The organism is Enterococcus larvae (genome assembly GCF_017830045.1).
Taxonomy (GTDB): Bacteria; Bacillota; Bacilli; order Lactobacillales; family Enterococcaceae; genus Enterococcus_L; species Enterococcus_L larvae.
In genome coordinates, this window is the sequence record NZ_JAEDXU010000001.1 from 600,371 (window position 1) to 625,553 (window position 25,183).

Annotated in this window: 29 protein-coding genes, 1 other RNA gene and 1 pseudogene; 9 read left to right on the plus strand and 22 right to left on the minus strand. The window is 39.7% G+C overall.

Annotated features, from left to right (window positions below):
* Positions 1 to 405 precede the first annotated feature (405 nt).
* From I6N96_RS02870 to I6N96_RS02890, 5 genes and pseudogenes are all read right to left on the minus strand, one after another.
* Positions 406 to 1,041: a deoxyribose-phosphate aldolase gene (locus I6N96_RS02870; protein ID WP_209555986.1), complete on the minus strand. Its 636-nt coding sequence runs from the start codon at positions 1,039 to 1,041 to the stop codon at positions 406 to 408.
* Between the two features lie 9 nt (positions 1,042 to 1,050).
* Positions 1,051 to 1,803, minus strand: a complete 753-nt coding sequence (locus tag I6N96_RS02875; protein WP_209555987.1) for a 16S rRNA (uracil(1498)-N(3))-methyltransferase — start codon at positions 1,801 to 1,803, stop codon at positions 1,051 to 1,053.
* A 1-nt stretch (position 1,804) separates the two neighbouring features.
* Complete coding sequence (gene prmA, locus I6N96_RS02880) at positions 1,805 to 2,752, minus strand: 50S ribosomal protein L11 methyltransferase (protein WP_209555988.1); 948 nt, start codon at positions 2,750 to 2,752, stop codon at positions 1,805 to 1,807.
* Between the two features lie 16 nt (positions 2,753 to 2,768).
* Positions 2,769 to 3,257 (minus strand): DUF3013 family protein, encoded by a 489-nt coding sequence (locus I6N96_RS02885; protein ID WP_209556215.1) that lies wholly within the window; start codon positions 3,255 to 3,257, stop codon positions 2,769 to 2,771.
* A pseudogene (locus tag I6N96_RS02890) lies at positions 3,214 to 3,892 on the minus strand (DNA-3-methyladenine glycosylase). Before I6N96_RS02890 ends, I6N96_RS02885 begins: the two are co-directional and overlap by 44 nt.
* 243 nt (positions 3,893 to 4,135) lie before the next feature.
* Here I6N96_RS02890 and I6N96_RS02895 point away from each other — a divergent pair.
* The 6 genes from I6N96_RS02895 (at position 4,136) to I6N96_RS02920 (ending at position 8,435) form a co-directional block, all read left to right on the plus strand.
* Positions 4,136 to 5,020, plus strand: coding sequence for a hypothetical protein (locus I6N96_RS02895; protein ID WP_209555990.1), 885 nt, complete (start codon positions 4,136 to 4,138; stop codon positions 5,018 to 5,020).
* The gene (locus I6N96_RS02900; protein WP_209555991.1) at positions 4,986 to 6,263 is read left to right on the plus strand and encodes a replication-associated recombination protein A; all 1,278 of its coding nucleotides are present in this window, start codon (positions 4,986 to 4,988) and stop codon (positions 6,261 to 6,263) included. The genes I6N96_RS02895 and I6N96_RS02900 overlap by 35 nt, the downstream gene beginning before the upstream one ends.
* Positions 6,264 to 6,319: 56 nt before the next feature.
* Positions 6,320 to 6,511: non-coding RNA, 6S RNA (gene ssrS / locus I6N96_RS02905), on the plus strand.
* Between the two features lie 81 nt (positions 6,512 to 6,592).
* A complete protein-coding gene (locus tag I6N96_RS02910) occupies positions 6,593 to 6,862 on the plus strand; it encodes a hypothetical protein (RefSeq protein ID WP_209555992.1) in 270 nt (89 codons plus the stop codon).
* 96 nt (positions 6,863 to 6,958) lie between these two features.
* The gene (locus I6N96_RS02915; RefSeq protein ID WP_209555993.1) at positions 6,959 to 7,432 is read left to right on the plus strand and encodes a universal stress protein; all 474 of its coding nucleotides are present in this window, start codon (positions 6,959 to 6,961) and stop codon (positions 7,430 to 7,432) included.
* 205 nt (positions 7,433 to 7,637) lie between these two features.
* Positions 7,638 to 8,435 carry a DUF2785 domain-containing protein gene (locus I6N96_RS02920; RefSeq protein WP_209555994.1) on the plus strand — a complete coding sequence of 266 codons (798 nt, stop codon included), beginning with the start codon at positions 7,638 to 7,640 and terminating at the stop codon, positions 8,433 to 8,435.
* Between the two features lie 52 nt (positions 8,436 to 8,487).
* On the opposite strand, the gene I6N96_RS02925 is transcribed toward I6N96_RS02920, so the two are convergent.
* The 16 genes from I6N96_RS02925 to ulaG form a co-directional block, all read right to left on the minus strand.
* Positions 8,488 to 9,675, minus strand: a complete 1,188-nt coding sequence (locus I6N96_RS02925) for an acetate kinase (protein ID WP_209555995.1) — start codon at positions 9,673 to 9,675, stop codon at positions 8,488 to 8,490.
* Between the two features lie 34 nt (positions 9,676 to 9,709).
* Complete coding sequence (locus I6N96_RS02930; protein WP_209555996.1) at positions 9,710 to 10,717, minus strand: class I SAM-dependent methyltransferase; 1,008 nt, start codon at positions 10,715 to 10,717, stop codon at positions 9,710 to 9,712.
* Between the two features lie 221 nt (positions 10,718 to 10,938).
* The gene (comGG, locus tag I6N96_RS02935) at positions 10,939 to 11,259 is read right to left on the minus strand and encodes a competence type IV pilus minor pilin ComGG (protein WP_209555997.1); all 321 of its coding nucleotides are present in this window, start codon (positions 11,257 to 11,259) and stop codon (positions 10,939 to 10,941) included.
* Positions 11,260 to 11,273: 14 nt separating this feature from the next.
* Positions 11,274 to 11,726 (minus strand): competence type IV pilus minor pilin ComGF, encoded by a 453-nt coding sequence (comGF, locus tag I6N96_RS02940; protein WP_209556216.1) that lies wholly within the window; start codon positions 11,724 to 11,726, stop codon positions 11,274 to 11,276.
* On the minus strand, positions 11,692 to 12,015 hold the full coding sequence (locus I6N96_RS02945) for a type II secretion system protein (RefSeq protein WP_209555998.1): 324 nt from the start codon (positions 12,013 to 12,015) through the stop codon (positions 11,692 to 11,694). The genes comGF and I6N96_RS02945 overlap by 35 nt, the downstream gene beginning before the upstream one ends.
* Positions 11,990 to 12,400: a competence type IV pilus minor pilin ComGD gene (comGD, locus tag I6N96_RS02950; RefSeq protein WP_209555999.1), complete on the minus strand. Its 411-nt coding sequence runs from the start codon at positions 12,398 to 12,400 to the stop codon at positions 11,990 to 11,992. The genes I6N96_RS02945 and comGD overlap by 26 nt, the downstream gene beginning before the upstream one ends.
* A 16-nt stretch (positions 12,401 to 12,416) precedes the next feature.
* Entirely contained in the window at positions 12,417 to 12,734 is a 318-nt protein-coding gene (gene comGC / locus I6N96_RS02955; RefSeq protein ID WP_283811156.1) for a competence type IV pilus major pilin ComGC, read from the minus strand.
* A complete protein-coding gene (gene comGB / locus I6N96_RS02960; RefSeq protein WP_209556000.1) occupies positions 12,731 to 13,774 on the minus strand; it encodes a competence type IV pilus assembly protein ComGB in 1,044 nt (347 codons plus the stop codon). Before comGB ends, comGC begins: the two co-directional genes overlap by 4 nt.
* Positions 13,728 to 14,687, minus strand: coding sequence for a competence type IV pilus ATPase ComGA (comGA, locus tag I6N96_RS02965; protein ID WP_209556001.1), 960 nt, complete (start codon positions 14,685 to 14,687; stop codon positions 13,728 to 13,730). Before comGA ends, comGB begins: the two co-directional genes overlap by 47 nt.
* Before the next feature lie 622 nt (positions 14,688 to 15,309).
* Positions 15,310 to 16,017, minus strand: coding sequence for an L-ribulose-5-phosphate 4-epimerase (locus tag I6N96_RS02970; protein ID WP_347339061.1), 708 nt, complete (start codon positions 16,015 to 16,017; stop codon positions 15,310 to 15,312).
* Positions 16,007 to 16,864 (minus strand): L-ribulose-5-phosphate 3-epimerase, encoded by an 858-nt coding sequence (locus I6N96_RS02975; protein ID WP_209556002.1) that lies wholly within the window; start codon positions 16,862 to 16,864, stop codon positions 16,007 to 16,009. The genes I6N96_RS02970 and I6N96_RS02975 overlap by 11 nt, the downstream gene beginning before the upstream one ends.
* 4 nt (positions 16,865 to 16,868) lie before the next feature.
* A complete protein-coding gene (locus I6N96_RS02980; protein WP_209556003.1) occupies positions 16,869 to 17,507 on the minus strand; it encodes a 3-keto-L-gulonate-6-phosphate decarboxylase UlaD in 639 nt (212 codons plus the stop codon).
* A 171-nt stretch (positions 17,508 to 17,678) separates the two neighbouring features.
* Entirely contained in the window at positions 17,679 to 17,978 is a 300-nt protein-coding gene (locus I6N96_RS02985) for a PTS sugar transporter subunit IIB (protein ID WP_209556004.1), read from the minus strand.
* 42 nt (positions 17,979 to 18,020) lie between these two features.
* Positions 18,021 to 19,490 (minus strand): PTS ascorbate transporter subunit IIC, encoded by a 1,470-nt coding sequence (ulaA, locus tag I6N96_RS02990; RefSeq protein WP_209556005.1) that lies wholly within the window; start codon positions 19,488 to 19,490, stop codon positions 18,021 to 18,023.
* A 15-nt stretch (positions 19,491 to 19,505) separates the two neighbouring features.
* Positions 19,506 to 19,964: a PTS sugar transporter subunit IIA gene (locus tag I6N96_RS02995; RefSeq protein ID WP_209556006.1), complete on the minus strand. Its 459-nt coding sequence runs from the start codon at positions 19,962 to 19,964 to the stop codon at positions 19,506 to 19,508.
* A 113-nt stretch (positions 19,965 to 20,077) separates the two neighbouring features.
* Positions 20,078 to 21,142, minus strand: a complete 1,065-nt coding sequence (gene ulaG / locus I6N96_RS03000; RefSeq protein ID WP_209556007.1) for an L-ascorbate 6-phosphate lactonase — start codon at positions 21,140 to 21,142, stop codon at positions 20,078 to 20,080.
* A 205-nt stretch (positions 21,143 to 21,347) separates the two neighbouring features.
* On the opposite strand from ulaG, the gene I6N96_RS03005 reads away from it, so the two are divergent.
* The 3 genes from I6N96_RS03005 to I6N96_RS03015 all read left to right on the plus strand — a co-directional run bounded on the left by I6N96_RS03005 (position 21,348) and on the right by I6N96_RS03015 (position 23,805).
* Positions 21,348 to 22,109 (plus strand): hypothetical protein, encoded by a 762-nt coding sequence (locus I6N96_RS03005; protein ID WP_209556008.1) that lies wholly within the window; start codon positions 21,348 to 21,350, stop codon positions 22,107 to 22,109.
* A gap of 19 nt (positions 22,110 to 22,128) precedes the next feature.
* On the plus strand, positions 22,129 to 22,896 hold the full coding sequence (locus tag I6N96_RS03010) for a DeoR/GlpR family DNA-binding transcription regulator (RefSeq protein WP_209556009.1): 768 nt from the start codon (positions 22,129 to 22,131) through the stop codon (positions 22,894 to 22,896).
* A 384-nt stretch (positions 22,897 to 23,280) separates the two neighbouring features.
* Positions 23,281 to 23,805 carry a GNAT family N-acetyltransferase gene (locus I6N96_RS03015; RefSeq protein WP_209556010.1) on the plus strand — a complete coding sequence of 175 codons (525 nt, stop codon included), beginning with the start codon at positions 23,281 to 23,283 and terminating at the stop codon, positions 23,803 to 23,805.
* A gap of 171 nt (positions 23,806 to 23,976) precedes the next feature.
* Here the strand turns inward: I6N96_RS03015 and rlmN are convergent, their stop codons facing one another.
* The gene (gene rlmN, locus I6N96_RS03020) at positions 23,977 to 25,047 is read right to left on the minus strand and encodes a dual-specificity RNA methyltransferase RlmN (RefSeq protein ID WP_209556011.1); all 1,071 of its coding nucleotides are present in this window, start codon (positions 25,045 to 25,047) and stop codon (positions 23,977 to 23,979) included.
* Positions 25,048 to 25,183 lie beyond the last annotated feature (136 nt).

The following is a 25,183-nucleotide window of genomic DNA, read 5'->3' on the forward strand; positions in this document are numbered from 1 at the left end:
AAGTTTTCCCTGATTCTTCATTTTGGTGGTCCGTTAGCCATTGCTTCTAGAGGTTCCTACACTAGAGTAATGGTACTCCTTTATTACTTTGGAGGAAACCGGTCAGGTAACTTCCCGATTTCTTCATTTTGGTGGTCCGTTAGCCATTACTTCTAGAGGTTCCTACACTAGAGTAATGGTACTCCTTTATTGCTGGGGAGGAAACCGGTCAAATTTTTTCTGATTCTTCATTCCCTTGATTCGTTATCCTCTACTTCTATCGCAACTTCTTCAATATGTACAAAAACGATTTATCGAAAAAATGATTTTTGATAAAAAAGAAAAGTACTACTTGAAGCAGCAGCACTTTCAACACTTTTATTATACCTGAAATTCTCAGATTTTCAATTCCTTGATTTCAACGGCTCAATCAAATAAAGGCAGGATTTCTCTAGGATTGTTTACACCGATCGTATTCGCTCCGCCTTGAAGTAAAATCTCCATCTCCAACAAGGTTGGCGAATCGACGTTGAGTTGTATGTGAAGCGGTCTTTCTTTTACAGCTCTGAATATTCCTGTGTAAAATAGAGCTTTTTCCACAGATAGAGCATAACCCAATGAAAGAACCTTGACATTCACTCTGCTCATTTGAAAGGCAATTTTACCTCGTTCCTCTTCGGTCATTTCCTCTATGTCTATAAAGAATCCCAAAGCTCCTTTTCCAAAAGCCAACGGCGCCAGCATTTGATAAGTCTGCTTGATTACTGCCAGGTTTTCCAAAGTAGCGGTAATATGAACCTCTGTAGCACCATTCTTATACAGCTCACCAGTTTCAAATGCTTGCTTTCCTAACGTACCCGCACCTAATGGATAGTCCGCGATACTGCCAACATGAATAGCTGTTCCTGATAAAAGCTGTTTTACTCTTGCCACGTTACATGGAAGAACAATGACCATCCGCACCTGATAATTCCGTATAAATAATATTTCTTCCTTCAACTGTTGATCTGTCATAGTTGGGTCCAACAGCATCACAGATATTCGATTCAAATCTATCCCCATAACAACCCCCTATAACAACATTTCCAATTGATAACTCACAGCACTCAACGCATACAGTGGTGCAGTTTCTGCCCGTAAAATACGCGGACCAAGTCCACAACTGACTCCTCCATTTTCTTTAAACACATCTATTTCCTCCGGAGCAAATCCTCCTTCAGGACCAAAAATGATCAATAAATTCCCACCGGGTTTTAACGTTTTCAAGGTTTCTGCAAGCAGACTCTGCTCCCCTTGCTTTGCTGATTCTTCATAAGCAATAAGAACCTTCTCATAAGTAGAAAAACTATCGATCAGTTCTTGCTCTTTCTCCAATAAACGGACTTCAGGCATCAACTGGCGATGAGACTGCTCTGCTGCTTCCTGAGCAATTTTCTCCAGACGTTTCACCTTGTTTCCACGCTTTTTATGATCCCATTTCACAATCGAATTTTTAGCTGGAAATCCGATAAAACCATGACCGCCAAGCTCTGTTCCTTTTTGTATGATCCACTCCAGCTTGTCCCCTTTCGGCAAACCGCAGGCAATCGTCACATTAACAGGAAGCTCCTTATCTCCGTCTTCCTTGGAGAGCTCTCGAATCAGTACCTCCTGTTCATCAATAGAACTGATTTCACCTAGAATCACCACACCATTATCAAAAACCAAAAACAACTGATCCTCCGGCTTCATCCGCATCACACGAACGATATGGTGGTAATTCTCTCCTGCAACAGAATATTCTGATTTAGCTTCATATGTTTCCTTTATAAAATAACGCTGCATCTTACTCGTCCTCTGATTTTTTTAATATGATTGCATACCAGTCGCCTTGCTGAAAAATCTGATCGACAATAAATCCTGTTTCTGTCATCTTGGCAAGTACCATGTCTTTCTTTTCATGAATGATTCCTGAAACAATAAATGTCCCTTTTTCCTTAAGCAACCGATATGCGTCTTTGATCATCAAAACAATAATATCTGCCAAAATATTGGCAACGATCACATCTGCTTCAATAGCAACATTCGTCAACAGATTGTTCGCAGACACCTGAACATCTGCTGCAACTGGATTCATGGCCATGTTTTCTTTTGCCGCCGTCACTGCCACTTCATCAAGATCGAAGGCATGAACAGCTTCAGCTCCCAAATATTTCCCAGCAATACTCAATACGCCTGATCCGGTCCCTACATCAAGAAGCGTCTCTCCACCTCTCAACACTGTCTCCATCGCTTGTAAAGTCAAGCGAGTGGTTGGATGTGTTCCTGTCCCAAATGCCATTCCAGGATCTAAAGTGATGATGCTTTCATCTTTATTCACAGCCTCATATTTTTCCCAACTTGGTACGATCGTCAAATAACGCGTCACTCTTACCGGATGATAATATTTTTTCCAGGCAGTCGCCCAGTCATTTTCGGCAACCTCACTAACAGTTATCTCATTTTTTCCAATCATCAAGCCGAATTCCGGTAATCGAGCAATCTCTTCTTTGATAAAGGGAAGGATTTCCGGTAAAAATGTCGTCTCAGGAAAATATGCCATAACCAACGCGCCATCCTTGATATGAGTAAACTGGTCCTTATCCAGGATTTCTCCATATCGATCACTTTCAAAATTATCTACATCTAGTGAATCTTCGATCGCCACACCGCTAGCTCCTGCTTCCATCATGATATTGGAAACTGCTTCAACTGCTTCGCTGGCTGTTTCAACTTTTACTTCAGTCCATTTCATCTTCTATACCGCCTTCTTAATAACTAGGATAAGGTAGATACGGATCATTTTCTGAAGCCGCATGTTCCACTGCCTGATTGAATTTTTCTGTTTCCCAAACGAGCTCAAAGCTGTCCTTTTCCGGGTCGGTCAGAAAGTCAAACAGTTCATCCTGTCCATCGATCAAGACCTCATTCAAATAAGACAGCATACCATCGATCACTGATTTATGCAGTCCCTTTTTCCCATCAAAAGGAATAATCGCTAAGTAGTCCTCTGGATCTGGCTGCTGTTTCGTCTTTTGCTCATTATAAAAGATCACACCATCTTCAAACTCGATCACTTCTTCTTCTGACAAAACACCCTCAGCATCATCGATTGCTTCTCCATCCTTGTTTTCTGCAAATAACCGCACGATGACCTCGATCGTATGATTACGAGTATCCCAATCAATTGCTGTATCAAACTCGCTGATTTTTTCATTAAGCTGTTTGTCTAAATAATCTAGTATTGTTTCTTTTTTCATCATTGACCTTCCTTCCAACCGAATGAATGCTTATCGATTTCACTTTTTCTCTGTAAAGATATATATGGGTTCCCTGCTACTGCATACCGTAAAGGCTTCTCCGTCCAGATTCCCTTATTCGGGATACCGATCCGAGGCAGCGCAAGAATTTTTTTTGGATGCTTTCTTTTCTCAGGAACCAGATGCAGCGAGCTGTTGAAAATAGACTGTCCGTACAGATCCCTTTCGATTCCTAAAGCCGCAACTAATTTCCCCGGACCATTGGATAGATCCAATCCAGCTTTTCCGCCACGTCTTCTCGACATCTCTTCAAGACCTTTGACTGGTTGAAGCCCTCGAATCATGACCCCTTGCGGATGCCCTTTCTCACCAGTTACCATATTCAAAATCAAATGCGTATGCATCGTATATAGATAAATCGTTCCGGGGATATCATACATCGCCTTCAAGCGTGGTGTGTCCCTCATTCCAAAGCTGTGCGCCGCTTCATCCTCCGGTCCCAAATAGGCCTCTGCATCAACAATATAGCCAGCCAGAAGCCCTTCTTCTGTCTCATGCTCAAGATACATGCCAAGAAGATATTGGGCGATTTCTTCCGTTTTATGATTTCTAAAATAATTGATCAATTCATTCATTTTCTACCACTCTCTATCATACACAATCCTCAGCAAATAAGCCATGAAAACAGCATGTTTATCAACGTTTTGAACGCATTAAATCATTCCGCACATGATTCGGCAAGTTTTTGCTGTGTCATTAAATTTTCTTTTACATTGTATCATATTTGCAAATACGAATATATGTTCTTTTACAAAAACATGGTATACTGAAGAAAAGTACATTTATTAGGAATATTTCCTATATGAAAGGATTGTATCATGCGCTTTTTCAAGACATTGATTGAGACCGTGTCACCAAAGGATCATTCAAGTTCATCGTTGGAATCATCATCAGAAAGTCATTCATTTATTGATTTGGACACTTTAACGCGCTATGGACTCAGCAATAAGGAAATCAGCTGTTTTTCTGAATTTCTTACTGTTCACGAGCGTTATTCGATCCATCCGATAACAAAGGAAGAGCATTCAGCTTTAAATTACATGAGTGAATGGCTGCCGGATGTTTGTTTTTTATGGACTGATGAGAGCAGTAATTATGCTGGATTATTTTTTCGTGGCCCTATGAGAGGTAGAGTAATGATTTTGAATCACGGCGAAACCTTCTATGCTCCTTTATATATTGATGTCACATCTTTTATCAGTAAAATCAAAAACGAAACGATTGATGAGCTGGAAATTCCACGACTTTGTCCGGTCGATCATTTAGAACCCTATAAAGCGGATTACCCATTAAAAGTCCAAACCGATAAAGCTTTAAAAGCGAATTATGCAGCTGCAATAGAATTACTCGAATCACTTGATTTGATCACAGATGAAGAGCTTTATGCGCAAACAGCTTTTCAAGCATGGTATCTGATGCCAGTGCAGTATCTTGATGAGCTGTTGAGCTTCTTTGAAACAGATAATATGTATATTTTACAGGAAATCTCTTACTTGTTTGCTTTCCATCAATACCTTCCTGCTATTCCCTATTTGAAAGCAGCTGTTCAGCAGTCAGATTCTTACATAAGTAGTCATGCTAAACGAGCATTGACTTATTATCAAACGAAATTACATCAAGGCATTGTCAAATATGCCCAATACTACTTCTCAGAAAGGAAGTTTATCTATGCAAAAACCACTTGCTTATCGGATGCGACCTAGAAATATAGATGAAGTGGTCGGTCAGACCCACTTAGTCGGGGAAGGGAAAATCATTCGACGAATGGTTGAAGCTCGTATGCTTTCCTCCATGATTCTATATGGTCCTCCCGGCACAGGAAAAACAAGTATTGCCAGTGCGATTGCCGGCTCCACTAACTATGCTTTTCGCATGCTGAACGCTGCGACTGATACGAAAAAGGACTTGCAGATCGTAGCAGAGGAAGCGAAAATGAGCGGTACTGTCATTCTTCTACTTGATGAAGTTCATCGACTGGACAAAACCAAACAGGACTTCCTTCTTCCCCACTTGGAAAGCGGTCGAATCATTATGATTGGTGCTACTACTGAGAACCCTTATATTACGATCAATCCTGCGATTCGCAGTCGAACTCAGATTTTTGAAGTAAAGCCGCTCAGTGAGACAGATATCCAAATTGCCATTGAGAAGGCCCTAACAGACACGGAACGCGGTCTGGGTGATTATCCTGCTGTCCTCGATCCTAAAGCGTTACAACACCTTTCCAGAGCAACCAACGGTGATTTACGAAGCGCACTCAATGGTTTGGAACTGGCTGTCAGATCAACGAAAGAAAATGAAGAAGGGAAAATTTTCATCACGCTGTCGATCATTGAAGAATGCGTCCAGAGGAAAGCTCTTACTCATGACAAAAATGGCGATGCACATTATGATGTGATTTCAGCTTTTCAAAAATCCATTCGCGGCAGTGATGTTGATGCTGCATTACACTATCTAGGTCGTTTGGTTGTTGCAGGGGATCTGCCAATCATTTGCAGAAGACTGATGGTCGTTGCCTATGAAGATATCGGGCTGGGTAATCCAGCGGCTGCAGCCAGAGCTGTTACTGCTGTGCAGGCTGCTGAAAAATTGGGCTTTCCAGAAGCAATCATGCCTCTTTCAATGACTGTTGTAGAGCTTTGTCTTTCACCGAAGTCTAATTCTGCCAACTCCGCACTGAGTCGTGCTATCGCTGATATAGAAGCTGGCAATGCCGGGGAAGTTCCAGATCATTTACGAGACAGTCATTACTCAGGAGCCAAGGAGCTAGGTAGAGGGATCGGCTATCAGTACCCACATGATTTTGAGAATGCTTGGGTGAATCAGCAGTACCTGCCAGATAAGTTGAAACACGCTCATTACTATGAACCGATCGATACTGGAAAGTACGAACAAGCACTACATCAGCAATACAATAATATCAAAAACTGGAAGAAAAAATCCTAAATTTTATAAAGGCAATCTCATTGCCCATTATAAAAAGCTATGCTATTATAAAGATGGTTAATCTGTGATGTGCGTGTTGTCTTTTTTGTGTGTTGACCGAACATTTTATTGATATCTCGGGATCCGACTAGTATCTAGACAGGTAGCAAGCCTTTTCATTTGGTAGCTCGAAGTCATGGATCGTGGAACCCACCTGCTAAGTGCGGGATCAATACTATAGGACAAATAACGGCATCGACGGATTTTCCTTTTTTTGAAATTATTATAGGTGCAGCATTTATCAGATGATTGATGTTGCACCTTTTTTTATTATCTTTTGGAGGATGATCATGGCTATTCAACTACTGATTTTTGCAGCTGCTCTGCTTTCAATTTTTGTCAGCTTTTATATCAAGAAAAGCTTTCCAAAGCTGGCTTCGGCCTTCAACAAGGAGATTCCAGCAGACTATTTCCACTCCTTTAGTCGCTTGTTCCTGATCATAGGGCTTATCGGGATACCGGTTGCTGTGTTCAATCATTTCTACTTTTCTTTGCTTTACATCATGATATTAATGATTCTTTCAACGATTTTCGGCTTGTCCTTTGCAAAAAAAATTTGATTGTTCTTCTCTTTTTGGTTTGAATTTTTAAAGTTTTGTTCTACAATAAAAGTGAGGCAAGAAAAATAGTTATTTAATAGAAAAGGAGTGATCCCCTTGTTACAAAATTATAATAAAATCATGGTTGCTGTCGATGGGTCTGCTGAAGCTGAACTTGCGTATCAAAAAGCTGTAAATGTTGCTATGCGAAACGATGCTGAACTATTATTAGCTCACGTTATCGATACACGTGCGTTCCAGTCTATTTCTTCATTTGATGGAATGTTGGCTGAGCAAGCAACTGAAATGGCCAAACAAACTTTAGCAGACTACAAAAAACAGGCTGAAGAGCATGGCTGTGAAAAAGTATCAACAGTTATTGAATATGGATCGCCTAAAGTGATCATTGCGAAACAACTGCCGGAAGATCACAATGTTGATTTGATCATGATCGGAGCAACTGGTCTGAATGCGGTGGAACGTCTGTTTATCGGTTCTGTTTCTGAATATGTTATCCGTCACTCAACTTGTGATGTGTTAGTCGTTCGAACAGATTTAGAAAACAACGTACCAAAAGAAGAGAAAGAATAATCTGATTCATTTGAAAAAGAAGGTTTCCGAAATGGGGCCCTTCTTTTTTATGCTTTATTATGTAACACATACTTCTAATAGGTATTCAAAACTGGCTTATTATCGAAAATTAAGTGTTTTTGGCCGTTTTTTCCTCATTATTCAGTCCCTTACTGTTTTTCATTTGATATACTATCAGTAGTAGGAATAACGGAGGACCACACACATGGATGAACAAATTTTTGTCACTAAACAATTGGAAAGTAATCAACCTGCTTCTGATAAGCTAATTCACTTTATGCTTCAGCATATAGGCTCACTCTCTGAGGAGCTGCGGGAAACCATCTACAGCGGGTGGTGCATACTCTTAGAGAATAATCGAATGACGAACAATCAAAAGCAGTGGCTGCTGGATGAAATTTTTGCTAGAAAACTCCTTTATCAAGGAATTGAACAGGAACAGACAGATGATACATTTACAAGAAGCTTCACCGCACTACTTCTTGTACAGCTATTGGATGATCATTATAAGAACAACTGGCTGAAAATTGAGATGGAGAAACAGCTCATTGCAGAATCATTGAATTACATGGAGATAGAGAAGGATAATCGTGGATTAGTACCTGTCAAAGGCTGGGCACATGCTTTTGCCCACGGTGCTGATTTACTGGCAGCTGTCGCACGCTCTAAGCAAGCAACAGAAACGATAGCCCAACAAATCCTGAGCATCCTCACACGCGCCATATTCGATATCGATGATTTTCTTTGGGAAGAGGAAAGTCGAATGGTTCCTGCTATTATTGTACTAATAAAGAAAGAACTACTGTCTCAGGATGAGCTGAATCATTGGATTCAACAAAATAATCAAACGGTCTTAAATCAAAATAATCGCAACATTTGTTGGAATCGTTTTTTGACTTCCCTCTCTTGGGTATTAAGATTTGAATTGCTTGATTTTGAACTTGTTCAAGAGTCGATTTTTCATTTTCTTCATAGCTGTTATAAGAAAAGAGGAATCATTTAACCAAAAGAACAAGGCGACTGCTTCTGAAGCAGTCGCCTTGTTCTTTTGGTTATTATCCACGCAAACGCTCAACGTCACGAGCAATTACTAATTCTTCATCAGTTGGGATCAACAGAACTTTCACTTTTGAATCATCTGTTGAAATCACTGTTTCTTTTCCACGTACATTATTTTTCTCTGGATCGATTTCACAGCCGAACCAAGTCATTCCTTTGATTACTTCGCTGCGGACATGAGAGTCATTTTCACCGATACCGGCAGTAAATACGATTGCATCTACACCGTTCAATACAGTCACATAACTTCCGATATATTTACGGATACGGTCAGTAAACACATCATAAGCAACCTGAACTTCTTCTTTATCCATGTTGGCTTCCAAATCACGCATGTCGCTTGAAATGCCAGTTAAGCCAAACAGTCCAGATTTTTTGTTTAGAATATCGATCATATCTTTCACATCTGTCAAGCCTAATTTATCCATCAAGTATGGAAGCAATGAAGGGTCGATATCGCCGGAACGAGTACCCATTGTTACACCTGCTAAAGGAGTGAAGCCCATAGAAGTGTCTACAGATTTTCCTCCGTCAACTGCTGTGATAGAAGCTCCATTACCTAAGTGACAAGTAATGATTTTCAATTCTTCGATTGGTTTACCCAGCATTTCAGCAGCACGCTGAGAAACATACATATGACTTGTTCCGTGTGCGCCGTATTTACGAGCTGAGTATTTTTCATAATATTCAGTTGGAATACTATATAGGTAGTTATGCTTAGGCATTGTTGTATGGAATGCAGTATCAAAAACAGCTACACTGATGATATCAGGCAGGATTTTTTTGAATGCTTTGATTCCCATTGCGTTAGCTGGATTATGAAGAGGAGCTAAATCAGCCAGAGCTTCGATTTTAGCCAATGCTTCATCATCGATAATAGCTGAGTCTTTAAAGTCTTCCCCACCAGCTACTACACGGTGACCTACGCCGGTAATTTCATCATAAGAAGCCAAGATGTTCAATTCGATCAATTTGTCCAACAGCATTTTTACAGCTACATCATGGTCGTTGATGTCGATGATTTCTTCATACTTTTGATCTTCACCGTATTTGATTGTAAAAATAGAGTCGTTCAAACCAATTCGTTCAACGATCCCTTTTGCGATAACTTCTTCACTAGGCATAATGTATAATTGCCATTTCAAACTTGAACTTCCGGCATTGATTGCAATTGTTTTAGACATGATACTCTCCTCTTTTAAGTTTATTGTAAGTAGTTTATTTCAAATTTGAAGATTTCCAAGCTTCAAATTGTTGAAAAAATTGAGTGACCTTTTCCGGTTCTTTCAATGATGCAAGCTTAGCAAGTAAAACTTCCTTCACTTGGGCACTGTTTTCACCCTTATTCTGGATGATCAGGATACTTTTTCTTGAATGCTCTGTCTGGAACATCGCATCCGGCAACTGGATCACACCTTGTAAAAACACATTTTCCTGAATCCATTTCTTCAGGTTATCACTTTGCTCGGTTTCAAAAATATTAGCTGGTACCAGAAAAAGACCGAAACCATCCGGCTTCACATATTTCATTGCTTGCTCCATCAACAGATGGTGGGCATAGGTATGACCTTCTGGCGCAGCAACTGTAAATCCTGCAGCTTTTTCATCATTAGGATAATAGCCGATCGGCAAATCACTGATTGCAGCATCTACAGGATCGATCAATAATTCTTGAAGTCCATCCTGATGGTAGAGCTTCATATCAACACTTGTTAATCCGCTATTTACTGAAGCAATGGATAATAAGGTATCGTCAACATCCACACCATAACCAATAACTGCTTTTTTGGATAGCTTCAAATTCAGCAAAACTGTCAGCAGTAAGTTCCCCATTCCGGAGGAAATATCCAAAATCTGTAATTGGCTAGTTTGTGAAAAAAACTGCTCCATCAAATAGACAAATAGAAAACCGATGCTGTCAGGTGTCAGCTGATGATTCGCCTGTACAGGTTCCTCTTTGTTTCCTTTCAGCAGCAACAACTGAGTAAGGCGACGAAATTCTTCAGGCTCCAAATCAATTTGCTGAAGTTCTTTGTAAATTTCTTTTAATTTTAATATTGTTTCTTCATCAGGTTTCCCATCAAGAACACGAATCTGGAAATCATCCAGCAGATTATCTCCGTTTTCAATATAAGCATCCAGGTAAGAAGTATCCAAAGATTTCTTCAATAACTGTATTGCCTGCTCCATCAATTCGAAAGCCTTTTCCATTTTCTCAGAAAACAAAAAAACACCTCAACTTCTAGAAAAATATAACAACTTTTATACCTGTTCTATTTTATCTAAAAAACGCATAATAATCAATCAATTTTATGGCAATATTTGTAAATTCAGTTTTTTCGCATTGTAAATACAGGTTTCATAAAGAAATCCTCATTATTTTAAGGTAATCTGCCAGTCTGTATTAGTTATTTTCTCATCCTGTTTGATACACATTTCACAAACTCTTAGTCTGATGACTGCCCCTCTAATTTTTCATGAAAGGTATAGTGCTTTCCCGCTACAGTTATTATCAATTTTACGACTTCTTCTTCTCTCCAATATTCAACTGTCCCTTCTGAATAACTTTGCCTGCCTGCAGATTCTCCCTCATCTGTAAAATCAGACAGAAACATCGCTTTAATGATTGCTGCTGTGTAAAAATTTTGCGTGCTCTCTGAATAGGAGTGAGTCAGGCGATAGTCAATGACCATCAATAAGAAAAACAAGCTGAATAAATAGAAAAAAAGGAGAACCGCAAGAAGGACGCTCCCCTGATTTTTTTTCACAGACAATCCTCCTTTCATAGAATCAGTACTGCTTCTTTATTTTTTCCGTTTTCAAAACTTAATTGAAGGACAATGCCTCCTTCCTCCTGCCTAAATGTCGCCGCTTCAACTCTAGTCAATAGCGGTTGGTAACCGCCATTTGCCGATTTAATGATTTTATTCTGCTTCATTTCTATAAGAACTGCGTACTCCTTCTCTGTATCGTAAAGTGTCAAGTAGTCCGAGTGTACCGACACAAGATCATACCCCCTAATTTCGTTCTCCAACTGGATCAGGAAAATATGCCATTCCTTTTCAGAGGTATTCTGAAGCTGTCTTCCTATTATTTGCGCATTTTTGATATAGCCGTACCCAAGTAAACATATGACCGAAAAAAGAAAAAGAGCCAGCAAACATTCAAGAAGTGTGAAGCCTGCGTAACTATTATTACGGTTATTTGAGTTCAATAATAAAGGTCTCTGCTTCATTTCTTATCTCCGCTTTTATCAGTTTATTCTCGTTTTGAATAATCATTACCACGTAATGCTTCCCTTCACGAGTGATTCTTTGCTCCGACGCTCCTTCATATCTCTCGTAATATCTTACTTCTTCATAGAGAACCCGTCGCATAGCCAGACGTTCATTCAATGCTGTCGCCTTTCCAAAAAGAAAACTGTTGGCAGAAAGAAGTCCGCCAATTACTGTTGTCAGCATCGATAAAGCAATCAAGCTCTCCGCAAAAACATATCCTTTAAAGCGCAATGATCTTTTTAACATATCGCCCGCTCCCCATCTGAAACTGATAGTCTATTCGTTTCTTTTTGTCTTTCCATTCAAAACTGTATTTGGACAACCGGCCATTGTTTCCTGTCCCTTGCTTAAAGACGATTTTCTCCGGCCCTGCTGCTTTCAGTTCTTCTGGTATTCGTAAGGTTTCCTTGGTTTGATCAAAGTAAAACAACACCTCATCGCTTCCCTCTGAAAAGATAATGGATGTGTCTTGTTCTCCTGTAATTGCCAGCTGCTGTGTATGAAGCAGATGCTTTTCAAAGCTTGCAAAAAATTGATTTACCACGATATTCTTTTGACTCTTTTCAATCAACAGCGAAGGCAGACCAATTAAAAAGGTTGTTACTAATAAAACCAGAAGTGTTTCTACCATGGTAAATCCCTTATAATCATTTATTTGCTTTGTATTTATCATACTGCTCCTGTGTGATATAGCCTTCTGAAAGAAGCGTCTCGACGGTTGGAACCTGATCATTTTCTAATCGATAAACATCCATCTGCGTTTCGACAACTTTAACGATTGCTGCATTTCCCTTCTTATCAATGCTATCCTTTTGCTTCGACAGATTTGGTGCAAAGAGAAGAATCAATACAGAAATGATTAATAAAACAATCAACATTTCTAATAGTGTGAAGCCTTTCAACGGCCGTTTAATTAATGTCAAACATTTTTCTTGTCCTTTTGTTAGTGCTCGTTTTTTCTTCATAAATTTTCTATCCCTCCATATATCGGCAATAGCATTGCTGCATAGATTCCTACGACAGCTATTGCAATAATCAAAAAAATGATTGGTTGAAACCATTGGATCAGCTTCTCGATTCTTGTAAAGAAACTGCGTCGGCAAATACCGCTGTAAATCAACAGCTCTTTTCCTAAATTCCCTTTCATTTCTCCTTGCTGAATGATCAGCGCCAACTCATCTGCAAAAAAGGGGAATCCTTCAAGTTGCTGGTAAAATGCTTCTCCCTCTGTCAGCTTTGCTTCAATGATTTCAGACAGTTCCTTCATCAATGAGTCATTCACCAGGTTTTTCATCAGCTCAATGATATGCTTGATCTCCATCCCCTGATCAAAAAGCTTTCCCCATTCTAATGCAAAGAAGCCGGAAAGATATTGTACATAATAAGAACGAAACCAAGGAACCCTAGCTAGAAGAATCGCTCGGTCAAAAGCTGTTTTTCCTTTAAGGAATTGCTGTGTGCTGAAGGAAAGTACGACCATCGTCAAAACAAAACCGCCTATATAATAGGGGCTCCCCTGAACAATCTGCACACCAAAATTATCGGTAGCCGTCAATCCGCTCATTTGCAGCTGAGGTAATAAAAATTGACGCATACCCAGTAATGCAGAAAAAAGAAACATCAATAAAATCAAAGGGTAAACTAGGATTTTCCCCATATTCTCCCGTTGCTTTTGAAGCGTAATAAGGTGCTTCTCTATCCCCTGCAGCGTGCCAGACAGATTCCCGTGGCTTTGCGCAAACTCGATCTGTGTGATGATCTCCGAGGAAATACCAAGAGTCATCAACGATTGTGTCAACTCCTCCCCTTTTTCCAGCTCAGTAATCAGAAACTCAATGATACTTTGTGGGAATATTTTTGCTTTCTTCATAAATGAGAAGCTTTGATTTACAGAAAAGCCATTTTTAAGCAGCTCTGCTAATAGCTTGAAAAAATCAGCTGACTGTTTTTTAGATAAACTAATTCCTTTGCTCTTGGAAAAATGTATTCTTGTCAATAAACCCATACGCCCATACCTTTCTTAGCAGTTCATTCCATGAAGGGCTATCTGCTCTTGAAAGTGAATACTCCATCAACAGCGCCGTTTCATTATTTTCTTTCAATGAAAATGAAATCAAGCGCTGATAAACAACACTTTTCAAGCATTCCTCCAACTCTCGTTCCTTCACACCTAATTCAATCAATCGTTCTGTCACACCGTTGATCCCTCTACTATGGATTGTTGCGAAAACTGTATGCCCTGTCAAAGCTGCTCTGATTGCCGCCTGAGCAGTCAAAGCATCTCTGATTTCTCCGATGATCAAGATATCTGGTCGATGTCTGAGACACGCCTTGATCAACACATCATAAGTCAGGTCGATTTTTGTATTTGTCTGCAGCTGTAAAAATGAATATTCTTCAATTTCAACTGGATCTTCAATACAAATCACCTGGCTATTACGTCGATTCTCCTTAGCTAGCTTGTACATCAATGTCGTTTTCCCTGAGCCTACAGGTCCGCAAAATAGATGCAGCCCCATTTTCTTTACACCATTTCTGATTTCTGAGAGCTGATAAGGCAGTAAATACCTTTCTTGACTATCCCCAAAGAAATGCAGAAAACGGATGACCAGACTTTCACGTTGTTTGAAATCTCCTACTGTGGAAAGCCGCAGCCTTCTCTCTTGCTCATCGATCAGATAAGTAACAGCTCCCACTTGAGCCTTTCTTTTTTCTCCAACATCCATCTGTCCGATAAACTTAAAGTGAAAAATCAGCTTCTCTCCATATTCCTTCGATAACTGCTTGTACTTTTTTTTGTGATGAGCGATCCTGAACAAGACATCATACCCATCACGATCAGGTAGGATATATAAATCCTGTGCCTGATTATGAACGCCCCACTCAATGAGCTCTTTGGAAAAATCTTTTATATCCATCGCTTCCTCCTTAAAGTAAGATACGTAAAAAAAAGCTGATTCCAACAAAAAAACGTGAGACAATATCTGCCTCACGCTTTTCGATAATTCAATCGCTAAAAATTGTTTCCAATCCCTCAAATGACTCGCTCATCTATTCTATATAGCTTCTTATCTGTAATCGAAAAATATGCTCCTCAAAACTACTTATTTGATTAAGAGAAAAATAAGATAGTTCCATTTAAAACTTAATACTTCAATTATCTTATTATTAAAACCTCTGCATATTTTTTCAATCAAAAAGTTGATACTTCTGGAAAAAGTAATATGGCAGACGCCATCGAAATGACGTCTGCCATATTACTAAGAGTTTTAATGCACTATCTTCCCCAAAATAGTTTATTGCTTTTATATTTATATTATACTAGAAATTTTATGTTTGTAACTTTCAAAAATTGTTTGATTTATTGAAATTTTTGAGAAAAGAGCTTTTATCTGAAAGGGTCAGATAAAAGCTCAGGCTTTATACTAAGACAAAGCACTAGATCTCCTACATTATAGCAGATATTCAAAAATCCATTTTCTCAAACTTTTACACATAAGTCATATATTTTTGATAAAACGAAAGTTATTTTTTGTGATTTTATTGACCATAATAAGCATTTTTTCCATGCTTTCTGAAATAATGCTTGTCTAAAAGGTACTGTGGGATTGGTTTGATCTTGCTATTGATTCCTTCTGTCTGCAATGCCATTTCCGCAATTTCATCTAAAACGATGCTGTTCTCAACTGCTTTTTGAGGATTTGCTCCCCAAGTAAATGGACCATGCCCATAAACAAGAACACCTGGTACTGCCAGAGGATCGAGTTTCTGCTCTTGGAAAGTTTCCACAATAACATGCCCTGTTTCTATTTCATAGGCTCTATTCACCTCTTCTGCTGTCAACTGCCGCGTACAGGGAACTGAACCATAGAATGTGTCTGCATGAGTCGTTCCATAAGCTGGAAGCCCTCTTCCAGCTTGAGCCCACATCACAGCATATTTAGAATGGGTATGCACAACAGAGCCAATGTCTTTAAAGGCTTTGTAGAGAATCACATGTGTCGAAAGATCTGACGAAGCCTTCATACCTTCTTCCAGCAGCTTGCCATCCAAATCCGTCACAACCATGTCTTCTGCTTTCATTTTACTATAAGGAACACCGCTAGGCTTGATGACGATTACACCTAGATCCCGATCGATTTCACTGACATTTCCCCAAGTCAGCTTTACAAGTCCCGCTTTTGGCAACGCCAGATTAGCTATGAATACACGTTCTTTCATTTTTCTTATCTGTTCATCATTCAAAATATCCGGCCTCCTTTAAAAATGGGAAAAGAAAGTTTTTCGCTCTTTCTATTTCCAGCTCAGGCATCTCACTAGTTTCACTCCACATTTCAATCAAAAACGGCCCATTATAATCCAATCGTTTCAAGGTTTTCAAACAACCGGCAAAATCCACACAGCCATCTCCAAATGGTACTTCTTTAAACTTCCCGCCAAATTCATCAGTTACAGCTAGGGTATCCTTCAAATGAATTGCTGAAATCTGACTGATCCCCTGCTCCAGCTCATAGCCGATATCATTTTCCGGCCAGGCAGATAGGTTGCCCAAATCCGGATAAACTTGCAAATAGGGCGAGGGTATCTGCTCTTTTATTTTCAAAAATTTTGAAATCGAATTGATGAAAGCATCATCCATGATCTCAATGGATAAAACTACCTCTTTAGAAGCAGCCATCCCTACAGCTTTTTTCAAATTTTCGATAAAATAGTTTCTCGAAGCAATTGTTTTCTCTTCATAGTACACATCATATCCGGCAAGCTGGATTGTTCGAACCCCCAGATCAGAAGCCAAATCGATTGCCTGCTTCATAATTTCCAATGCTTGTTCACGAACGGCCTCATCTTTTGATCCAAAAGGAAAGCGCCGATGACCGCTCAAACAAATGGATAGGATTTTTACACCCGTTTCATGGATTGCATCAATGATCTGTTTTCGTTCTTCCTTGCTCCATTCCAATCGGGACAATCTTTCATCCGTTTCATCAATCGACATTTCTACAAAGTCAAAACCCAGCTTCTTTGCTAACACCAGTCGTTCTTCCCAACTGATCCCTTTAGGAAGAGCCTTTTCATAAATTCCTAACGTTGCCATTCCATCACCCCCAAATACGGCTGATTTCATTTTTAAAGGCTTGTGCAGCAGCTTTCGGATTTTCTGCCGCAGTGATCCCACGGCCTGTAATGAAGGTATACACGTCCACACCTGTAAACAGCTTCAACGTATCTACATCCAATCCACCTGTTACTGAAACCCTAAAGCCCATTTCAATCAGCTTTTTGACCTTAGACAGGTCCTTTTCGCCCCACGTTTCCCCGGCAAAAAGTGCATCACGGCTTTGATGATAAATAGCCTGAGAAATTCCTGCATCCAACCATTTTTGTGCCTGTTCATAGGTCCAATCACCATACAGCTCAACCTGAACCTCTTCTACTTCTTTCGCAGCGGCAGCCATTGTAGGAATGGTTGCACAACAAATCACTGTCATCCAGTCTGCACCAGCATCTGCACAGTTCTTCGCTACCGTCCCGCCTGCATCTGCACATTTCGTATCTGCAATGATTTTTTTCTCCGGGTACAGCGCCCGTACACAACGAATCGCTTCCTCACCAGCCTGTAGGCACAAAATTGTTCCCACCTCAAGAATATCAACAATATCTCCGACATTTTTTACATCCGCCAATGCACTTGGTAAATCAGAGTGGTCTAACGCTACTTGCAAATTTGGTAATCCCATTAAATCATCCTCCTGAGTTTTCTACTGTTTTAAAATGGATCTGTTTTCTATCCGCAGCATATAAGCATTACAGCTAAGCTCATGCTTTTTGAATGCGCAACTATTTAATTTTTAGAGCGTAGGACAGTTGTCATTTCACTCATTGTCCCACGCCCATTCGTTATATTTTTTCTATTTGTATTTTGCCTCAAGCTCTGTTTCTTTTACTTTTTCCTGCACTTCTTTTGCAGACATTACATTTCGAATACCAATAACCGTGATGCCCTTTTCTTTGACTGCATCAAACATATTCAGAAAATTCATTGGTGTGAATACAACATCATATTGTGCTGCTGAACTTTTTCCCTCTGCAATCGAACAATGGTGGATTTTAGTAATCTTAAAGCCCATTTCCGTTAATCCTTTTTCCACACTTCTCATCATCATCAAGCTCGTTCCAGATCCATTTGCACATGATACTAATACTCTCATTATAAAATCCTCCTAAAAATTATTTTTTATTTATCAGCTGCATCAAGCAGCCATTTTTTTAACATACTCATCGTAGTCATCAACAATCAAGAAGTAACCCTCTGGATTTGCTCGATACTGCAGTTGAGGAATCGCAAGGAAAGCTAAGACAACAACAGCAATTCCCGCATAACCCAAGAATTTCATGATGACAGTCGCTAACGGCCAAACTGTTGCCCAGTCGAACATTCCCAGATAGCCGCCATATTGTGCCAAACCGACAAAGGAAGCAATCAATGCTGAACCGATTACTTGAATGATCCCCGAAAGGAATGGGAAAATACAAGCCGCCTTGACCCCACCACGATTATTTGCAAACAATGCAATTGCAGCATTATCAAAGAACAACGGAATAAAGCCGGCAATCACGATGACTGGAGACTTAAATAGAATCAGTAATCCAATAGTCAAGAATTGACCCAATGCACCAAACAGGAAGCCAATCGTTACTGCATTTGAAGACCCAAAGGCCAAAGAAGCAGATACATCGATTCCCGGTACAGCACCTGGAAGCAGCGTATTAGAAATCCCTTGGAAGGAAGCTGTCAGTTCATCAACGAAGGTTCGTACACCCAATTGCAAAATCGCCAGATACACAGCAAAGTATAACGATGTTTGCAGAATATAGAAGAAGAAGCTTTGTCCTTCAACCATAAATTCGGCACTAATCAGGTAATCCTGTCCCAAAACAAGCATGATGACACCGAAGAAGAACAGCATCAGGATAGAAGTGGACACCATATTCTCATTAAATATAGAAAGAAATCCTGGGAAATTGATATCTTCGATTCGTTTGTTGTTCTTTCCCTTCTTCATCTTCTCAGCTAAGCGGGCAAAAATATAAATACCAAACATTTGTTGATGGGCAATTGCAAAACCAGCGCCCTCGGTCAATTCTTGCGTGATGCCAACTGTCAGATTTGATCCCACTGCCCAATAACAGCCAAGGATCAGACCCATAACTAAGAGAATCTCTACACGTCCTAAATCAGGGAAACAGAATAGCAGCAGCCAGAATGCCGTTGCCGCCTGTTGAATCTGAACATTCCCTGTTGTAAAAACAGCCCGCAGCTTTGTATATTTTTTGAAGCGAACCAAAAGGATATTCATGACAAATGCAATCAATAACAAGATCATCGTGTCACTGAAGGTTCTTCCAAATGTCTCTTCAATCCCTGCAGTCACCGCGTTCTGACCAAAATATGGATCGATAACCATTGCGTCCAAATTGAATCGCTCTTTCAGTCCTACTAAAATTGGTCGGAAATTATTAACTAATCCGCCAGAACCAACACTTAAAATCAGGTAACCAACAGTGGCTTTCAAAAATCCTGCAACACTCTCATAAAATGGCTTTTTCAACAACATGTAGCCCAATAATACAATAAATCCAATCAAAAATGCCGGCTGCGTCAGAATGTTCGCAGCAAAATAATCCCAAATGCCTAATAAAAAATCTAAAACCTGATTCATTTTACCCCTTCTTTCTTATAATTGATATTTCCCCATGACCTGCTTATAATCTTCCATCGTCTCTATTGCTGATAAGTCTTCGATCAGTCCATCCACCATCAACATCTCGGAAAGATTCGCGATGTTCTGCACATGCTCTTCCCCGTTTTTCGCTGCTAAAGTAAAAAACAGCTTGGCATTTTTCTCTGGATTGCCTTCTTCAAAAACAACGTCCTCCGGCATTTTAGTAAATGCGATACCCGTTCCAAAAACACCTTCACTTTTTTCTGATGAATGCGGCATTGCTACCCCAGGTACGATAACGATGTACGGCCCAAATTCTTTCACACAGGCAATAATTTCATCTACATATGTCTGGTTGATGATTTCCTTTTCCAAGAAATTTTCGCAGCTGATCTTCACTGCATCTTCCCAGTTTTCCGGTACTCTGTCGCTAAAACGTATCAAATCATTCTCATAAAAATACTTCAGCATTGTGAATCCCCTTCCATTTTTTATTGGAAACCAGAACGACTGCAATCACTTGCAAGCCGTTCTTATCTCCGTCGTCCAACTAACATCCAACAATCCGCATTGCTTCTTCTTTCTTATAGGAAAGATGGGAACGGTGTATCGTTTTCTACTGTAAAGACATCATCAAAACCACGATAGAAATTGAATTCCATTTTATCTTTATCATTCGGGTAAGTGAATTTACCGCCAACCTGCCAGATAAATGGCTTAAATTGATAATCCAAGCGATCTTTCTTAAATTTCCAAATCTCAGTGATTTCTTTGGGATCAGCCATGAAATTTGCCCAGATATCATAATGCACAGGGATCACAACTTTGGCATTTAAAGATTCCGCCATTCTCAGCATATCAACAGAGGTTACTTTATCTGTGATTCCACGAGGGTTTTCTCCATAAGCACCCAAACATACATCAATCGTATGCTCATTGCCATGCTTGGCAAACATATTGGAATAATGTGAATCACCTGCATGATAAATATTCCCGCCAGATGTCTTAAATAGATAGTTGACAGCAATCTCGTCCATGTCCTGAGGCATTTTTCCTTTCAATGTTACTTCCGGATTTTCACAAGTAACTAAAGCAGTCCGATCGAAGGCTTCCAATGCTACGATTTCAATATCCTTAACAGCAACACGATCCCCTGGTCTGACAACCAATGTTTTCTCTTCTGGGATTCCCCACTTCAACCAAGTATTCACTACTTCCTGCGGTCCGATGAAACGTGCCTCAGGACAGTTTTGATGAACAGCCGCAGCTGTATTGATATCTAAGTGGTCGGAATGAATATGTGTTACAACCAAGGCATCTACGTCCTTAACCGCAAATGGATCGATCACAAAAGGCTGTGTTCGCAAATTAGGCTGCATATTTTCGCAACCGCTCATACGCATCATCTGATGTCCCTTTTTCATTTTGCCGTTTCCATGACTTTGCTTTCCAGTACCGCACCATAAATCACAAAGAATGTTTGTTCCTTCATGGGATTTCAACCAAATACCTGTACAGCCCAGCCACCACATTGCGACGGTTCCCTTTTGAACTTCTTCTCGTTCAATCTCTTCATTCAGGTATGTTCCCCATTCCGGAAATGTACTTAAAATCCAGCTCTCTTTTGTTACATCATGAATCGTTGCCATATGCTACCTCCATTATTTTCTTTCTGTTCATATTTCGTTTACAGCTTTATTCTACAATAAAATGAACCGTTTTCAATCTTTTTATAAGATCGTTGAATCTTTTTAAGATCGTTTATATATTTTATCATATGTTTTTAGATCATTTAATTAACGTTATAACATTTTAGGATTGTTTTATGCTATTATTACACTTGAGGTGAGGAAAATGAAAAAACTATTATGGACTGGTATTTATAGTGGGAAAAAAATTATGCTATGGTGTGTTTATTTGATTTTTGCCGGATATATTGTTAACTTAATCATTACAACTGAACAGATTGGTACAAAAGTGATTTTTGCTGTCATTGGAGGAATGGTTCTAAGTGTTGTCCTTTTGTTCGAGTACTTAAAGAGAAAATACGATCATATGATCTATGCCTTAACGATCGATTGTTCGATCCCTCAAGCTGAAGTTCTAAAACAGCAGCTGCAGGAAAAGGATTTTTTCCACGGCTTCACTCGTTCCTTATATATTTTCGATGCGCTTTTACTATTGGATAAAGGTGAGTATCTGGCTTGTTTGGATCATTTGGCTGCTCATGAAGCTTTTTTCCGATCTACCTATGATTATCTATTTATCTACTATCATACCCAACTGCATTGCTATTATTTTTTAAATGAAAAGAAACAAGCAGAGAAAACACTGAATGCTATGGTCAAATTAAAAGGTTTGAAGAAAAAGCAGTTAAGCGGGCTATACTCTTGGTATGAAATCGAAGGAATCAAGTTATACCTGCAAGGAAGAAATAGAAAGAGCATTGAATCCTTTGAGCAGGTGGATATCAGTCTCTTGAATAATCGGGAACAGGCGTATCTCTTTTATATGATAGGGCGCAGTCAAATTGGTGCCGGTAATCCATCAGAGGGAAACAGACGCATAAAAGAAGCCCGCTCCATTGGGCAGACGTTACATATAAAAACGGCTTGAAGGTAAGGAGAGAAAATCGATGAAAAGTTCTTACAAAGTGATCCATGACAGGCGAGACCAAATAATGGATCTTCTAAAAGAAAGGCTGACTGTATCAGTCAAGGAAATCAGCGAAACATTAGGCGTGTCGGAAATCACCATACGACGAGATTTGACTGCTTTGGAAAAGATGGGATTGATTCTCAGGGAACACGGAAAAGCTCAGATCATCCAGAAAGAGAATGGTGAAATCTATAATAAAGAGCTGGAGGTGCTCAAATGCACGATTGCTCAACGAGCTGCTGCATTTGTCAATGAAGGTGACACGTTGTTTATCAACACTAGTTCCACTGCTCTATCTGCAATCAAAAAGCTGGAAGAAAAGCGTGTCACGATCGTCACCAATAATGTCAAAATTGCTAATATCGATCACCACCCAAATTCAACAGTCATTCTTTCCGGTGGAGAGATTCGTTTCCCTAAAGAAGCCCTTGTGGGTGATATTGCTATCGAGTCATTTTCTAAGATGTCTTCGGATATCTCAATCATTGGCTGTTCCGGTTTGAGTCTTGAAAACGGCATTACGACCCCTGTACTCCATGAAGCGAAAATCAATTCTCTGATTATTGAACGGACAAAGGGACCTGTTATTGTTGTTGCTGATTATCGAAAAATCGGCTTTTCTTCAAACTTTACCAGCGGCAGTATCAAGGATATCGACTACTTGATCACAGACAGCTTTGCGCCGCCGGAAGCAATCAAAGCCTTTGAGAAGGCCGGTGTACACGTGATTCAGATTGAAATTTAATTGAAGGACTACACGTTGTTCCGATCCTCGAAGCACGCAGGGGCTTTGGAGCGCAAGACAATAATCGAAATAGAAATTATCTCACACCCTAAACACGAATAAATGACGAGCCAAAAACTGTTCCTTCGGAATTAAGCCGAAATTGCTTTAACACATCAGAACTACTGCAGTAGTTCTGATGTGGCAAAGTACCTACTTGGATACTGAAAATAGGAAAAGCTATTTTCGTATACTTCTTCTTAATTCTCAGGGCATCTCACTTTTGGCACAGCCTCTTTTTTATGTCCGAACTCTTCTATTATTTTCATAGGGCCTGCTAATTCCCCTTTCGATAGTCTCTATCTTTCTGTATACTTTATCTAAAATAGCAGAAAGGAGATGCTTATGACCTTCAAATTGGAACAGGCTAACTTAAATGACCTTGATGAACTAGAGCAGCTTTATAATGCCACGATTGATTCTCTCAATGAGAACATCAACTATCCAGGCTGGATCAAGGGAAACTATCCTGTCAGAGAAACAGCTGCTGATGGGATTACTGCCGGAACGCTTTATGTCATCAGACAAAAAAATAGAATCGCTGGAACGATCATTCTGAACCACAAGCCTGAGCCAGCCTATCAGGAGGCCAGATGGGGAATTCCAGCAAAGAAGGACGAAGTATTTATCATACATACCTTTGTTGTTCATCCGAGCTGTTCAGGTCAAGGGATTGGAGAAAAAATGCTGAAAGCAGCCATAGACCTAGCTCATAAACAGAATATGAAAGCCATACGGCTGGATGTCTATGAAAACAACCTTCCTGCGATTCGTTTGTACGAAAAATGTGGTTTCGATTATATCACTACAGTAGATTTGGGGCTTGGCATGTACGGATTGGATGCCTTCAAATTATATGAATACTATTAACAAATCATCACAAAAAAAAATGACCTTTGTTCAAAAAATATATGATTGCCGTTCCTCTAATAGGATTTATGGATGCGAAAAACAATTGTAAAAACTAAAGAAACAGCTATCTAAGTATTCCAAAATCCTGAGAATACCTAGACAGCTGTTTCTGCTTTGCTGATTATTTAATTACTTTGCAGTGACCTTCTTTTTGATTTGTTTACTTCTCAACTGTCCGCAAGCGGCATCAATATCTGTTCCATGTTCCTTACGTATCACACAGTTGATACCGTTTTTCTTCAAGATATCATAGAACTTCAGTACGTCTGCCTTTGCACTACGACTATACTGGTCATGTTCACTAACTGGATTATATGGAATCAAGTTGACATACGTCAGCTTTTTCTTGTTCTTCAGTAAGTCCGCCAGCTGTTGTGCATGCTCTGGACGATCATTGACATTGTTCAGCATAATATATTCAAACGTAATACGTCGATTTGTCTTTTCCAGATAGTTATCGACTGCAGCCATCAGTTTTTCTATTGGGAAGCTCCGATTGATCCGCATCATTGATGTTCTCACTTCATTGTTCGGCGCATGAAGTGAAATAGCTAGGTTTACCTGTAGTCCGTTGTCCGCAAACTCATTGATTTTTGGAACCAACCCGCTAGTAGAAACTGTAATATGACGAGCTCCAATAGCCAATCCTTTTGCATCATTGATGATATGCAGAAAATCCATCAAATTATCATAGTTGTCAAACGGCTCGCCAATCCCCATAACCACAACGTGACTGACACGTTCTTCTTTTTGACGTTCATCAAAGTAGTGCTGTACTTCCATGATTTGAGCGACAATTTCTCCGGCAGTTAAATCACGTTGCTTCGTCAATAGGCCACTGGCACAGAAGGTACAGCCAATATTACAGCCGACCTGTGTAGTCACACAAACAGAGAGACCGTATTCTTGACGCATCAATACTGTTTCAATCATGTTTTTGTCAGGAAGTTCAAAAAGATATTTTACCGTTCCATCCTGTGATTCTTGAATGATCACTTGCTTTAACGGGTTGATGATGAAATTCTCTTCCAAAACAGCAATCAGCTGTTTTGACAGGTTGGTCATGTCGCTGAATGCTCGAACACGCTGGATATACAGCCATTCCCATACTTGTGTAGCACGAAATTTCTTTTCACCATGCTCAATAAACCAGTTGATCAATTCTTCCTTTGTTAATCCATAGATGGAGATCTTTTCCACTTGTTTTCCTCTTTTCCTCAAGACTTCGTTTCATTACTATAACGTATTCTCTCAGGCAATGCAACAGGCGGTATGTTAAATTTTCATAGAGTTTTCATAAAATAAAAAAGCCCAAAACAATCATCAAACTGAAAAT